Genomic DNA, 13,242 nt, shown 5'->3' with positions numbered 1-13,242 from the left:
AAGAGTGTTTCAAATTTCTTTTCTGATTAACCAAGCATATTTAATGCTACAGAAATTACAAAAAATAAAATTCCCATAATAGTGGTTGCCTTAACAAGTCCGCCCTCCATGGAACGTCCCTTGTTCTTACCCCAGTATGTTTCTGCTGCTCCGGCGATAGCACCAAGTCCCTGCTGCTTACCTTCCTGCATAAGAACTACTACTGTAAGAGCGATGCAATCTATTATGAAAATGACACTCAGAATGATCTTAATAATCTGCACTTCGTTACACCTCCTAATCAACTGAGTTTCATTGTAACATAGCCGGATGGGGATTTCAACCACAATTCAGAGTTTTTGTCAGGTTTCTTAACAATTTTTTTCATTTTCTTTAAAAGGATTTTCATACACTGCCAGTTCTCCCAAGGCCTCATGGATACGAAGAAGCTGGTTATATTTGGCATTTCGGTCCGAACGGCAGGGTGCACCTGTCTTAATCTGTCCGGCACCTGTGGCAACTGCCAGATCTGCGATAAATGAATCTTCCGATTCTCCTGATCTGTGAGAAATTACTGCCCTGTATCCCGCTTTCTGTGCCATTTCCACTGCATCCAATGCTTCTGAAAGTGTTCCTATCTGGTTTAATTTTATCAGAATGGCATTTGCCGCTCCCAGTTTGATACCACATGCAAGACGTTTGATATTCGTGACAAACAGATCATCACCCACGAGCTGTATTTTATCTCCCAGTCTTTTTGTCACCTGTTTCCAGCCTTCCCAGTCATCTTCCTCAAGTCCATCTTCAATGGAAACAATCGGGAACTTCTCTGCAAGTTTTTCATAATATTCTATCATCTCGCCGGAATCCCTGAGAACTTCTTCCCCTTTCATTTTTCCTTCTCCAGGAAAAACATAAACACCTCTTTCTTCATCGTACAGTTCACTTGCCGCAGCATCAATTGCAATGCTAATATCCTTTCCGGGTTCATATCCCGCCTTTTTTACTGCTTCAAAAATCACTTCCAGGACGCTTTCTGAATCGGGAAGATCCGGTGCGAAACCTCCCTCATCCCCGACTGCTGTTGACAGACCTTTTTGTTTCAGGATAATTCTGAGAAACTGATATACTTCCGCACACATTCGGATCGCATGCTCCATATTTTCCGCTCCCGTCGGCATGATCATGAATTCCTGTAAATCCACTGTATTATCAGCATGACGTCCCCCATTTAAGATATTCATCATCGGTACAGGCATCTGTCTGGTATGGCAGCCGCCAAGATACTGATATAAAGGAACGCGAAGAGCTGCTGCCGCCGCCCTTGCTACTGCCAGGGATACTCCCAGTGCCGCATTTGCCCCTACATTACTTTTATTGTCCGTGCCGTCTGTTTCTATGATTTTTTTATCAATATAGGACTGATCCAGAGCATTTTCTCCAAGAATTGCTTCTGCCAGCTTTGTATTTACATTCTCCACTGCTTTGCGGACACCAAGTCCGGTGTAGCAGTCTTTTTCTCCGTCACGAAGCTCCACTGCCTCGAACTTTCCTGTGGAAGCTCCCGAAGGGACGATTGCCCTCCCCGTATATCCATTTATCCCGATCACACCTTCTCCTACTGTCACTTCTACTTCCACTGTAGGATTTCCTCTGGAATCAAGTACCTGTCTTGCGTGAACCCTTCTTACAGGCAGATAACGTAACATATTAGAACCTCCTGATCATTTTAATAAACCGGTAACTGTTCCATATTTTCACAGTTACAGTTCAACCTTAAGTCAAAATTACTTTCAGTAACGTAATTTGACTTGTATATCTTTACAACCATATTTTTACCCAATATGCTTCCGGCTATGCGTTGTCTATATCTGTTATTATTTTCAGAATATTTTATCAATGCAAATAATTTTAATATTATCTTTTAAATATTTTTGCAAATTTTCTATTTTTATTCTTGACATTTCATTCTTTATCTGTTATATTAAGTTCATAAAACAAAAGGGATTACGAAAAACAAAAAAGTAAAGGAGTGAGACCACCGAAAACATAATCTTTTCTTCATAATTTAAGAAAGCGAGGTACAGACCACCAGAATAGCAAAGTTTCAAATTCATGACTTATAAGAAAGGCAGGTACGGACCACCAAGAACTTAAGCTTTTAAATCCAATTAAGTTTTATAAGTAGTTCCTATCAAACAAGGAAGGTACAGTCCGATGGAAACCTAACAATTTATCTTATTTTGAACGTAACAGTTAAACATTCTAAAGAAGGTACGGTCCAATGGAAATTTAATGATTTACCTTATTTTTAAAGTGACATTCAATCAAAATAAGGAAGGTACAGTCCAATGAAACGTTAACGATTTACCCTATTATAAAACGTAACCGTTCATTTACATGAAGAAGGTACAGTCCAATGAAAGCTTAACGATTTACCCTATGAAACTATAAAAGGAAGGTACAGACCAATGGGACAGTAAGTTGAACCGTTAATTTCATAATTCAAATTCATACAATTTCATAATTTATTTTACAGAAAGTGAGGTATCATCCCTTGGATACAGAATCTTAACAGGAGCCACGATGAAATATAAATCTGTGGCTCTTTTATTTGTCATCCAGCTTCTATAGCTCCCCTCTTTCTCATATATTAAACTAATATCATTCCGTTCTGAGGTTAATACTCTCTATGCATCTCAAATACATATCCTCCACTCGGATTTTCTCTTCCAGATTTACCAAGATTTTTCTTCTTTTCTGTGCTTGTGCATTTATAGGTTCCTCTGTAGGAAAAATCGTATCGCACAACACTGCCAGACAGACTGCTGCTTCTGCCCAAAGTTCCAACTGGGGACTCAGTTTTCAAGAAGAAGGCAAACGTCCTGTTGGAAATGCAACGATAGAAGAACTGGCTCAGTACAATGCCTTTTTTGCTGAAGATACCGAAGAAAAGAAAATCTATCTCACCTTTGACGCAGGCTTTGAAAATGGAAATACTCCTGCTATTTTGGATGCACTGAAAAAACATCAGGCACCTGCTACATTTTTTGTGGTTGGAAATTTCATTTCGGAAAACAAAGATCTGATCAAACGAATGGAAACGGAAGGGCATATTGTCGGCAATCATACTATGACGCACCCGGATATGTCAAAAATTTCCACAAAAGAATCTTTTCAGAAAGAATTATCCGATGTAGAAAAAATTTACAGGAAAATTACAGGAAAAGAAATGACAAAATTTTACCGCCCCCCACAGGGCATCTACAGTACACAGAATCTGTCTATGGCCAGAGAACTGGGATACCACACATTTTTCTGGAGCCTTGCCTATGTAGACTGGTATCAGGATAACCAGCCAGATCCGCAGGAAGCTATTGCAAAACTGACGAAACGGATTCATCCGGGAGCTATTGTACTGCTGCACAGCACTTCTTCCACTAATGCGCAGATTCTGGATGAACTGTTGGATAAATGGGAAGAGATGGGATATTCCTTTCATTCTCTGAACGAATTATGAACATTTAACACTTTCCCATTTGCAAAGTCACATACAAAAATAACAGAATTTTGAAATATCTGACACACTTGCAATAAACAAAAATTGATCATTATCTCAAAATGAAACGCACTCCACAGGGATGTCCTAATGGAGTGCGTCTCATTTTGTTTATAAATCAATACTTTAGAGAATATCAAAATTGTAACTTTTATATTGCATTTACACTGCTTATTCAGCGTCTGCTGCCTCTGTCTCTTCCGGTTCTTCTGTTGTTTCCGCTTCTTTAGTGTCATCAGAGGCTGCATCAGAATCTTCTGTCTCCGCTGCATCTTCAGCTTTCTCTTCGCCGTCTACAACACCACCTTCAACTACCAGGTCATCTGGATTGATGTTATCACCGTATACAGGTTTCAGGGTTTCTTCGAAATCTTTATGGAAGAACTGTTCATCTGCCAGAGATTTGATTTCATCGTTGATTGCATTCAGAAGGTCTGTGTTGCCCTTCTGTACTGCTGGTGCAATTGTATCAATATCACCAAGAGATTCGATTCCTACAGAGAATCCTTCATTCTGCTGAGCCCATGCAAGTACTTCTGTATTGTCTGTGGAGAATGCATCTCCTCTTCCGTCAAGAAGTGCATCGTACGCTTCCTGGTATTCATCAAATTTTACAAGTTCAATATCCGGATAGTTATCTGTAAAATATGTCTCTGCTGTTGTTCCTTTTACAACAATCAGCTTCTTGCCTTCCAGATCTTTTACATCTTTGATCAACGCATCATCAGGAGAAACAACTCCAAGAGCTACCTTCATATATGGAAGTGCGAAATCTACTTTCTCTGCTCTGTCATCTGTTACTGTAAAGTTTGCAAGGATCACATCAACCTTTGCAGACTGTAGATATTCTACGCGGCTTGCCGCCTCTACATAAGTAAATTCTGCATCGTCTTCACTTCCCAGAAGGTCTTTTGCAAGTCTTTTTCCAAAGTAAATATCGTATCCCTGAACATCACCATTTTCATCTACATATCCAAATGGATTCTTGTCGCTGAATACACCGATTTTGATCTTTCCGTCTTTTTTGATCTCATCCAGAGTACGGGCCTGTGCAGTGTTTCCTCCGTCATCTGCCGCACTTACAAGAATACTTCCGCCAAGAAGTGTTGTTGCTGCTACACCTGTTGCTAATAAGACTGCTAATATTTTTTTCTTCATGTTCTTTTCCTCCATGTTTTAAAAAATTTTGATTTTATTATAATTTTTATAACCAGTTCTTGTGATATCCTGCTATTTCATGGGTTATTATCATCCATTTCAGGATTAATACAATATTCTGTTTTCCTCTATTCTATTTTTTCACTGTTTCATAATGGAAACTGTTCAGGAACTGTTTTGCCCTGTCAGTCTCCGGATTATCAAAGAACTGTTCCGGAGTGTTCTCTTCTACAATGTTTCCCTTATCCATAAAGATTACTCTGTCTGCTACGGAACGGGCAAATTCCATCTCATGAGTGACGATCAACATTGTCATTCCTGTCTTTGCAAGTTCCAGTACTACCTGAAGTACTTCTCTTACCATCTCAGGATCAAGTGCTGCTGTAATCTCATCCAGAAGCATGATCTCCGGATGCATCAGCATGGCACGTACAATGGCAACTCGCTGTTTCTGACCACCGGAGAGCTGCCTTGGATAATTATCTTTCTTATCCAGAAGACCAACTCTGTCAAGAAGCTGCTCCGCTTCCTTTTTCACTTCTTCTTTATTTCTTTTCTGTACTTTCATTGGTGCCAGAAGAAGATTATTTAAAATTGTCATATTCGGGAAAAGATCATAGCTCTGGAAAACCATTCCTATCTTCTCTCTGACTTTGCTTATATTCTTTTTTTCTTTCTCATAGCTTACACCGTTAAGCTTCAGTACACCGGTGTCAATCTCTTCCAGGCGGTTGATACATCGCAGGAAGGTACTTTTTCCACATCCGGAAGGTCCTACAATCACCACCACTTCTCCCTTTTGCAGAGAGAAGGAAACATCATCCAGAATAGGAACATTGTTTACATATGATTTCTTTAAATGTTCTACTTCTAAAATCGGCTGTCCCATTCATTTATCCTCATTTCTCTATTAATCAGCAAACTTCTTTTCCAGTACTCTGGAGAGTCTGGAAAATGGAAAACATATGATAAAATACATAAAGAATACTGCACCGTATACCCAGAGGGCCGCTGTCGGATTTGTATAACGTGATGCATCTATGATCTGTTTTCCAACTTTTAACACCTCTACTACTCCGATAAGAGCTACCAGTGATGTGGTCTTGATCATTCGGGTAAGAAGATTCACTGCGGATGGAAGAAGTCTTCTTATAGTCTGCGGAAGGATAATATAAAGATAGACCTGCCATTTGTTTAATCCAAGACCGTATCCGCTGTCATACTGGTGTTTAGGAATGGAGATCAGCGCACTTCGCACCAGATCACCCATTTCAGCAGTTCCCCAGAATGTAAATACAATGACCGCCGCTGTCTCACCGGAAAGATTCATCCCCAGATGCTTGGCCGCTCCGAAATATACCAGGAACAAAAGCACCAGCTGCGGCATGATTCTTACTATTTCAAGGTAAATGCGGCAGATAAACTTAATGATTTTATTTGGGATATTCATTACCATCCCAAGAAGAAATCCAAGGATTATTGAAAATACCATGGAAATCAGTGCAATTCTTATTGTTACCCACAAGCCCTGCCAGAGTCTTAATGAGTTGATTCCCTTAAAAAGAACCTCAATCCCCATATTCTGCATAGCGGACTCTCCTTTCTACAAATGAACAGATAAGTGAGATTGGTAAAAGTATGATCAGATATGCGATTACCAGCATAAACAGGGCTTCATCTGTTTTGTAATAAATTCCGATCAGGTCTTTTGTCACAAACATCAGGTCTGCAAGTGCTACTGCACTGAATACGGAGGTTTCCTTAATAAGAAAGATCGCATTTGCACAGAATGCCGGAATAGAATTGGATACCGCCTGGGGCAGGATAATGTTTGTAAATACCTGACTCTTACTCATTCCAAGGCTTAATGCGGATTCCACCTGAATGGGCGGAACATTGTCCAGGCCGCTTCGGAAGGCTTCTGCCATATAACTGCCTCCGAGAAAGGTCAGTCCTGTGATCGCACACTGTTCTGAACTGAGGACAATCCCTATTTTCGGAAGACCGAAATACAGGAAAAACAACTGGATCAACAATGGTGTATTTCTGGACAGTTCAATGTAACATTCCACGATCTGACGAAGTACAGGAATCCTGAAATACTTAATCATGCTGCAGACAAGCCCAACCACAATGGCAAGCAGCACACCAATCACCGCCATGTGAAGTGTAAGCTTTGCTGCCTCAATATAAAGAGGTGTCTGCTCGCGGATAAACTCAAAATCCATGGTTACTTTATTCTCCTTCTATTATTATGATTTAGAGCATATTTGAAGAACGCTCTGATGTGCCTGTGCCGCTTATTACTTTTCAATCCACTGCTATTTCGGTTAAAGCAGGTAGTTTACTTGATTTAGTTAAAGCGTTACATCTGCACATCTGTGAACTATCATAACATTTCATGCTTCATCCTGCAAGCTTTTCATAAATTGCATCTGCAAGTCTGCTATGTCCCAGTTCATCCAGATGCTCCTGATCGGCTTCTCCCGGTCGGGCAAATTCTGAAGCCGGAAGATAAGAAATATTTCTTCTTCTGGCGATTTTCTCATACACCCGGGGTAGATTCCATGATACTTCGATAGAATTCTTATCGAATTCCGGATCAAAATCCTCTTCCCAGATTCTCTCCCCAAGGTAGATTGGAGATACCAACAATATTTTAGCATCCGGATTTACTGTGTTGATCTGATCAAGGAGCTGTTCAATCCCCTGTCCGATCACTTCCGGGGTTGCGCTGTATACGCTTTTACAATCGTTCGTGCCAAGCATGAGAACGATAGTGTCTACTGGTCTGTGGCTCTCAAGGATTGCCGGAAGCATTTCCGTTCCTCTTCTTTCTGTTCGGAATGGATCGTCAAATACGGTGGTTCTTCCGCAGAGTCCTTCTTCGATTACTCTGTAGCCTTTTGTTCTTACTTTGTCATCCAGGATGCTGGTCCAGCGGGTACCCCATCCATATCTCTGATTAGTAGTTCCCGGGATCAATCCGTATGTATTGGAATCACCGAAACATAAGATTTGTTTCATGTCTTGTCACCTTCTTAACTGATTTTTTTAGTTCAGGTTTTTGCTTTTTCCTGTTTTCATATCTATTTGATAGGAATACTATACAATCTTTATTTTTGTTTGTCAATCCCTTTTTTGTTTTTTTTGAAAATGTTTATTTGTACTTCATAAGTCATAAAGGAATGCTCAGAAATATTTTATTTTCCGTGCGGTTTCGGAACCTATAGCAATCCTCGTAAATAATCAAAAAAACTTTTGATACCGATATTATTTCCAGTCCTGAACTTTATATTTTTTATATTTTGCAGGTGTGGTACCTGTATATTTTTTGAAAATTTTTATAAAATAGCTCTGTGTGGAAAAGCAAAGATATTCACTGATCTGTGCTGCTGTATAATCTGAATAGGTCAGCATATTACAGGCAGCTTCTATCCGTTCTTTCTGAATATAGTCGACAAAAAGCATTCCTGTTTCTTTTTTAAACAATCTGGAAAGATAACTGGCACTGATCCCTGCTGCCTCTGCAGTTTCTTCCAGTGTAACGGGAACATGCAGATGAAGATGAATATATTTTACTGCCGCTTCAATTTCTCTGCTGTAATGTCTCATTCCGGACTTTTGCACTTCCTGGGCAAATCTCAGAGCTGCTTTTTGTGATAACTTTTCTATGGAAGATTTACTGGTACACTCTTCCACTGTCTGAATATAGCCATCGCTTAATGCATAAGCAGTTTCTTCAGGTACGCCACCTTCAATCGCAGCTCTGGTAAACAGCGTAATTCCTGCGATAAACATATTCTTACTGTTTCGCAGTTCATTTCTGGACAGTATTCCAGGAGTTCCATCCGGTGTGATCTGAAAAACGGACTGTATTCTGTCTGTCTGACCATTCCTGATAGCATCATACTGCCGACGCTCACTTGCATAAGATTCATGTTTCTGTAAATTCTCACGTCTCTCAAATAGAGTATTCCTGCTTCGGTTCTCTGCAACCTGTTGTTCTTTTTCATTGTATTCCTTACTTTTCTCCTGCATCTTTATTCCTCTCGCATACGCAGCAATATTTTGTTATTTATATCAATATTTTACTATATTTTATCATTTGAAGGTGATATAGTCCAGATAAAGGCAACACAAACAATCTGTTCAACATATATTAATAAACTTATGGAGGAATTTATTATGAAGCGTGATTTAAAGAAAATCATCAGCCAGATGACTCTGGAAGAAAAAGCAGGCATGTGCTCAGGTCTTGATTTCTGGCATCTGAAGAGTGTGGAAAGACTCGGAATCCCGGAGGTAATGGTAAGCGACGGTCCTCACGGGCTTCGTAAACAGGATGACAAAGGAGATCATCTTGGAATGAACGACAGTATCAAAGCAGTCTGCTTCCCTCCTGCTGCTTTAAGTGCCTGCTCTTTTGACCGTGAATTAATGGAATCCATGGGCGAGACTATTGGCAGAGAAGCTCAGGCAAATGACGTATCTGTTGTTTTAGGACCGGCTGTCAATATTAAACGTTCTCCGCTCTGCGGAAGAAACTTCGAATACTATTCAGAAGATCCATACCTTGCTGGTGAAGTTGCTGCTGCATTTATCAATGGTGTACAGTCCCAGCATGTAGGAACTTCCATCAAGCATTTTGCAGCTAACAATCAGGAATATCACCGCATGAGCAATTCTTCTGAAGCAGATGAAAGAACACTCCGCGAAATTTATTTTCCTGCATTTGAAACTGCAGTAAAAAAGGCTCAGCCATATACATTTATGTGCTCCTACAATCAGATCAACGGTACTTTTGCTTCCGAGAATAAATGGCTTCTTACCGATGTTCTCCGCAATGACTGGGGCTTTGAAGGATATGTTATGTCTGACTGGGGTGCTGTCAATGACCGTGTGAAGGGTCTGGAGGCCGGCCTGGATCTGGAAATGCCAGGTTCCAACGGAACAAACGATGCTCTGATCATGGAAGCCGTAAAAAATGGCACTCTGAAGGAAGAAGTTCTGGATCAGGCTGTAGAACGTATCCTGAATATTATTTACAAATATGCGGACCACCGTGCACCGCAGGAATTTACCATGGAAAAAGACCATGAAGAGGCACGCCGTATTGCGGAAGAATCTATGGTCCTTCTGAAAAACGCAGACCAGATTCTGCCTCTGAAGACCTCTGAGAAAGTAGCTTTTGTAGGTGGTTTTGCCAAAAAACCTCGTTTCCAGGGCGGCGGAAGCTCTCATATTAACTGCTTTAAAATTACCAATGCACTGGAAGCTGTTCCTGCTGATGCACAGGTTATTTACGCAGAAGGATTTCCTGCTGATAAAGATTTATACGATGAAAAACTGGCTTCTGAAGCACTTCAGGCTGCAAAAGCTGCTGATAAGGTTGTGATCTTCGCCGGACTTCCGGATAGTTTTGAGTCTGAAGGATATGACCGTTCTCATATGAGACTGCCAGAATGCCAGAACCGTCTTATTGCTGAGATCCTTGAAGTTCAGCCAAATACTGTGATCGTTCTTCACAATGGTTCTCCTGTGGAAATGCCATGGATCAATAATGTGAAAGGTATTCTGGAAGCTTACCTTGGCGGACAGGCAGGCGGAGCTGCTGTTGCAAATATCCTCTATGGTATTGTAAATCCAAGCGGTAAACTGGCCGAGACAATCCCAGTTAAGCTAGCTGATAATCCATCCTACCTGAACTTCGGTGGTGGCGATAAAGTGGAATACCGTGAAGGTGTATTTGTAGGATATCGTTATTATGACACCAAACAGATGGAAGTTGCCTATCCATTCGGATACGGACTCTCCTATACTACTTTTACATACAGCAATCTGCAAATTTCCAACACAAATCCAACAGAAAAAGATACTATCATTGTTTCTGTAGATGTAACAAATACAGGCAGCATTACAGGAAAAGAAATTGTCCAGCTCTATGTGAAAGACATGACAGCATCCACGACCCGTCCCGAAAAAGAACTGAAAGGCTTTGAAAAAGTCCAGCTTGCTCCCGGCGAAACCAAAACAGTTACTATGGAACTGGATAAGCGCAGCTTTGCATGGTACAACACCCAATTACATGACTGGTATGCAGCAAGCGGCAAATATGAGATCCTGATCGGTGCGTCCTCCAGAGATATCTGTCTCTCTGAAACCATTGAACTCTCCAGCAGCCAGGTAATTCCCATGCATATTCATATGAACACAACACTGGGTGAGCTTTTCAATAATCCAAACACAAAAGAAGCAGCAAAAGAACTGACTTCCAGATATATTGCTGCAATGAATGGCGGTTCAGACACAGCTTCCGAATCTGCTGCAGAAGCTATTACAGAAGAAATGGTAGCAGCAATGACAGATTCCATGCCACTTCGCTCTCTGTGCAGCTTTGGCGGATTCTCCCGGGCTGAGATCCAGGAGATGATTGACAAACTGCAGGCAATCTAAAACAAAAAACTACTGTATATAAGCCGAATTTTTTCAGCTTTATACAGTAGTTTTTATTTATTTTTCTCTAAACCATTCCTTCATCACATCAAAAATTCTTATAAGCTCTTCGTCACTGATCACATATGGAACCATAGATAACCGGGCTTGATCTTGATAAAAATACTATCTGTCAAACGAACTGAATAAAAAAATCAAAAAAATTTCAAGGCAGTACTTCCATACAACATTTTTTTACCATACAAAAACGGCAGAACCCCAATAAAATCAAGGGATTCTGCCATTTTATTTTTCATCAACTGTCGAAAACGGGTATGTGTCATTTCATCGGGAATTTCTTTCTTGCCAGGTCAGTTCTGCTTTTTCCTTACAGTTCTCAGAAAATAACAGATCGACCACGCAATACTCATTCCTGCTGCAATTCCAAAAGCAAAAAGAAACGTATCCCGTCCATATTCCAATGCTCGAACAGTATTTCCTTCCACAATGCTGTTCATACAATAATAAAGAGTACTTCCGGGAATCAGAGGGATTACGGAAGTAACAAAAAAAGATGTAGATGTTTCTTTACAGATTCTTGCAAGAATTTCTGCATACACATCTGTAACAAAGCCAGCCATCAGAGTCGGAAGAAAAACATTTCCCCAGAATTCTTTTCCTAGAAGGAACACCAGCCAGCTAAGGAAGCCGCCAACTGCTGCCAGAGGCAAATATTTCTTTTTTATATGAAAAAGAATTCCAAATCCTACAGAGCCAATGGCTCCGGTAATTAATTGTATCATGATTGCTGCAGTCAAAGTCCAAACCTCCCAAATAAAATAATTGCCCCCATAAATCCAAGTGCCAGTGCCGCAGCAAGTAGTAAAGCAGCAATTAGACGGATGATTCCAGAGAGTGTATCACCAATAAGTACATCCCTGATTGCATTTGTCGACATCAACCCCGGAATCAAAAGCATAATGTCACCGATCATAATCTTATCCATGCGAAGGAATGGGCACAGCAAGGTTAATCCACAGATTGCACAGCCTGTAAAAAAAGACGCCACAAACTGAAAAGTCACTTCATTCATGCATACCGGACGAAGATATTGCTGTAATCCCCAGATCAGAACAGCCCCAAATCCTGCTGCAACAGCATCCGGAATACTTCCACCATAAAAAAAAGCAAAACTGCATGCAGCCAGAAGGCTTCCAAGAAGTTTCCATAACGGTTTCGTCTTATTTATGTTAATTTTATCAAATTCTTTCCGAAGCTCTGCCGCAGGGACAGGATGATTACAGAAACGACGGCTCAGATCATTTAACTGCTCCAATTTTGTAAAATCATTTCCACCACTTTCCCTGATCCGTCGGGTCTGTGTCCGCGCTCCTTCTTCTGGAAATTCCATGGTAATAACGATACTGGATGTGATCACAAAAACATTCATCTGTGCAGCACCACAGGCATAACCCATTCGGTTCAGCGTATCCTCCACTCGAAAAATCTCTGCACCGCTGTTTAACAATGCGTCACCCATATCAAGAAAAATATGTAAAAAATCTTTAGATGTCTGCATAGGATTACTCCTTTAATTTTGCAGAAAAGAGTCCGGCATAATATACGCCAGTGTCTTACTTCTGCACTTTTGTATTCTGAAGATAGCTTTAGTATAAGGCTTAATTGCAGTTAATACAACTTCTATTTTATAGCGCTTTCATAAAATAGTTCCAGGTGAACCTCACATGGCTAAAGTCACGTGCTTCCGGACGCTTTAGGCGTCAGACTAAATATCGGCGGATACGCCTGTAACTTAGGTCTGCACAGTTATGTGCTTTTTCCATGCCAGATATGGCTGGTTCCCACATTACAGGTAGTCCGCTGTATATCTGCCTGTATCTATGCTGCTTTTAAGAGTTCCATTTCTGAATGGAGTTTCCTCAGATCTGCATAAACGCATGAGGTTCTACGCTTTATAGGAGGGACTTTTGCCTCCAGTAAAGACCTTTCCGTTGCCGGAAGGGGTTTTAAAAGTTCCCTTATAAAATATCTCGCCCCTATATTATAGGATGCTGACAGGTCACAATTATATCGTTTTCCTGTCTGGAAAG

12 protein-coding genes and 1 pseudogene are annotated in these 13,242 nt (G+C 40.6%); 2 read left to right on the top strand and 11 right to left on the bottom strand.

The annotated features are described in order from the left end of the window. Positions 1 to 26: 26 nt before the first annotated feature. Together secG and eno are read right to left on the bottom strand one after the other, a co-directional pair. On the bottom strand, positions 27 to 263 hold the full coding sequence (gene secG, locus G4417_RS05975) for a preprotein translocase subunit SecG (protein WP_008707669.1): 237 nt from the start codon (positions 261 to 263) through the stop codon (positions 27 to 29). Positions 264 to 350: 87 nt separating this feature from the next. Further along, entirely contained in the window at positions 351 to 1,688 is a 1,338-nt protein-coding gene (gene eno, locus G4417_RS05970; RefSeq protein ID WP_173682960.1) for a phosphopyruvate hydratase, read from the bottom strand. 983 nt (positions 1,689 to 2,671) lie between these two features. Here eno and G4417_RS05965 point away from each other — a divergent pair. Further along, on the top strand, positions 2,672 to 3,499 hold the full coding sequence (locus G4417_RS05965; RefSeq protein ID WP_173682959.1) for a polysaccharide deacetylase family protein: 828 nt from the start codon (positions 2,672 to 2,674) through the stop codon (positions 3,497 to 3,499). A 210-nt stretch (positions 3,500 to 3,709) separates the two neighbouring features. Here G4417_RS05965 and G4417_RS05960 read toward each other — a convergent pair whose 3' ends face one another. The 6 genes from G4417_RS05960 to G4417_RS05935 all read right to left on the bottom strand — a co-directional run bounded on the left by G4417_RS05960 (position 3,710) and on the right by G4417_RS05935 (position 8,737). After that, a complete protein-coding gene (locus G4417_RS05960) occupies positions 3,710 to 4,696 on the bottom strand; it encodes a cysteine ABC transporter substrate-binding protein (RefSeq protein ID WP_173682958.1) in 987 nt (328 codons plus the stop codon). Positions 4,697 to 4,829: 133 nt separating this feature from the next. Beyond that, on the bottom strand, positions 4,830 to 5,585 hold the full coding sequence (locus G4417_RS05955) for an amino acid ABC transporter ATP-binding protein (RefSeq protein ID WP_008708208.1): 756 nt from the start codon (positions 5,583 to 5,585) through the stop codon (positions 4,830 to 4,832). A gap of 21 nt (positions 5,586 to 5,606) precedes the next feature. Further along, positions 5,607 to 6,284 carry an amino acid ABC transporter permease gene (locus G4417_RS05950; RefSeq protein WP_008708209.1) on the bottom strand — a complete coding sequence of 226 codons (678 nt, stop codon included), beginning with the start codon at positions 6,282 to 6,284 and terminating at the stop codon, positions 5,607 to 5,609. After that, the gene (locus G4417_RS05945; RefSeq protein WP_008708210.1) at positions 6,265 to 6,924 is read right to left on the bottom strand and encodes an amino acid ABC transporter permease; all 660 of its coding nucleotides are present in this window, start codon (positions 6,922 to 6,924) and stop codon (positions 6,265 to 6,267) included. The genes G4417_RS05950 and G4417_RS05945 overlap by 20 nt, the downstream gene beginning before the upstream one ends. A gap of 178 nt (positions 6,925 to 7,102) precedes the next feature. Then, positions 7,103 to 7,723 carry a GDSL-type esterase/lipase family protein gene (locus G4417_RS05940; protein WP_008708211.1) on the bottom strand — a complete coding sequence of 207 codons (621 nt, stop codon included), beginning with the start codon at positions 7,721 to 7,723 and terminating at the stop codon, positions 7,103 to 7,105. A gap of 246 nt (positions 7,724 to 7,969) precedes the next feature. Next, on the bottom strand, positions 7,970 to 8,737 hold the full coding sequence (locus tag G4417_RS05935; protein ID WP_173682957.1) for a helix-turn-helix domain-containing protein: 768 nt from the start codon (positions 8,735 to 8,737) through the stop codon (positions 7,970 to 7,972). Between the two features lie 147 nt (positions 8,738 to 8,884). On the opposite strand from G4417_RS05935, the gene G4417_RS05930 reads away from it, so the two are divergent. Then, positions 8,885 to 11,152: a glycoside hydrolase family 3 C-terminal domain-containing protein gene (locus tag G4417_RS05930; protein WP_173682956.1), complete on the top strand. Its 2,268-nt coding sequence runs from the start codon at positions 8,885 to 8,887 to the stop codon at positions 11,150 to 11,152. 350 nt (positions 11,153 to 11,502) lie between these two features. On the opposite strand, the gene G4417_RS05925 is transcribed toward G4417_RS05930, so the two are convergent. From G4417_RS05925 to G4417_RS16770, 3 genes and pseudogenes are all read right to left on the bottom strand, one after another. Next, positions 11,503 to 11,934 carry a threonine/serine exporter family protein gene (locus G4417_RS05925; protein WP_055053851.1) on the bottom strand — a complete coding sequence of 144 codons (432 nt, stop codon included), beginning with the start codon at positions 11,932 to 11,934 and terminating at the stop codon, positions 11,503 to 11,505. 11 nt (positions 11,935 to 11,945) lie between these two features. Next, positions 11,946 to 12,710 (bottom strand): threonine/serine exporter family protein, encoded by a 765-nt coding sequence (locus tag G4417_RS05920; protein ID WP_055053850.1) that lies wholly within the window; start codon positions 12,708 to 12,710, stop codon positions 11,946 to 11,948. A gap of 320 nt (positions 12,711 to 13,030) precedes the next feature. Continuing rightward, positions 13,031 to 13,242, bottom strand: a pseudogene (locus G4417_RS16770) (IS200/IS605 family accessory protein TnpB-related protein); the annotation flags it as partial.

Source organism: Blautia wexlerae, from assembly GCF_013300825.1.
GTDB classification, from domain to species: Bacteria; Bacillota; Clostridia; order Lachnospirales; family Lachnospiraceae; genus Blautia_A; species Blautia_A wexlerae_B.
Note: the sequence above shows the minus strand (reverse complement) of the source record. Positions and strands in the feature narration are given on the sequence as shown.

What these genes read in the sequence shown, in the direction of transcription:
- G4417_RS05930 (WP_173682956.1), top strand. Translation starts at nt 8,885, where the DNA reads ATGAAGCGTGATTTAAAGAAAATCATCAGCCAGATGACTCTGGAAGAA.
- G4417_RS05955 (WP_008708208.1), bottom strand. Translation starts at nt 5,585, where the DNA reads ATGGGACAGCCGATTTTAGAAGTAGAACATTTAAAGAAATCATATGTA.
- G4417_RS05960 (WP_173682958.1), bottom strand. Translation starts at nt 4,696, where the DNA reads ATGAAGAAAAAAATATTAGCAGTCTTATTAGCAACAGGTGTAGCAGCA.
- G4417_RS05965 (WP_173682959.1), top strand. Translation starts at nt 2,672, where the DNA reads ATGCATCTCAAATACATATCCTCCACTCGGATTTTCTCTTCCAGATTT.
- G4417_RS05925 (WP_055053851.1), bottom strand. Translation starts at nt 11,934, where the DNA reads ATGATACAATTAATTACCGGAGCCATTGGCTCTGTAGGATTTGGAATT.
- G4417_RS05935 (WP_173682957.1), bottom strand. Translation starts at nt 8,737, where the DNA reads ATGCAGGAGAAAAGTAAGGAATACAATGAAAAAGAACAACAGGTTGCA.
- G4417_RS05945 (WP_008708210.1), bottom strand. Translation starts at nt 6,924, where the DNA reads ATGGATTTTGAGTTTATCCGCGAGCAGACACCTCTTTATATTGAGGCA.
- eno (WP_173682960.1), bottom strand. Translation starts at nt 1,688, where the DNA reads ATGTTACGTTATCTGCCTGTAAGAAGGGTTCACGCAAGACAGGTACTT.
- G4417_RS05940 (WP_008708211.1), bottom strand. Translation starts at nt 7,723, where the DNA reads ATGAAACAAATCTTATGTTTCGGTGATTCCAATACATACGGATTGATC.
- G4417_RS05920 (WP_055053850.1), bottom strand. Translation starts at nt 12,710, where the DNA reads ATGCAGACATCTAAAGATTTTTTACATATTTTTCTTGATATGGGTGAC.
- G4417_RS05950 (WP_008708209.1), bottom strand. Translation starts at nt 6,284, where the DNA reads ATGCAGAATATGGGGATTGAGGTTCTTTTTAAGGGAATCAACTCATTA.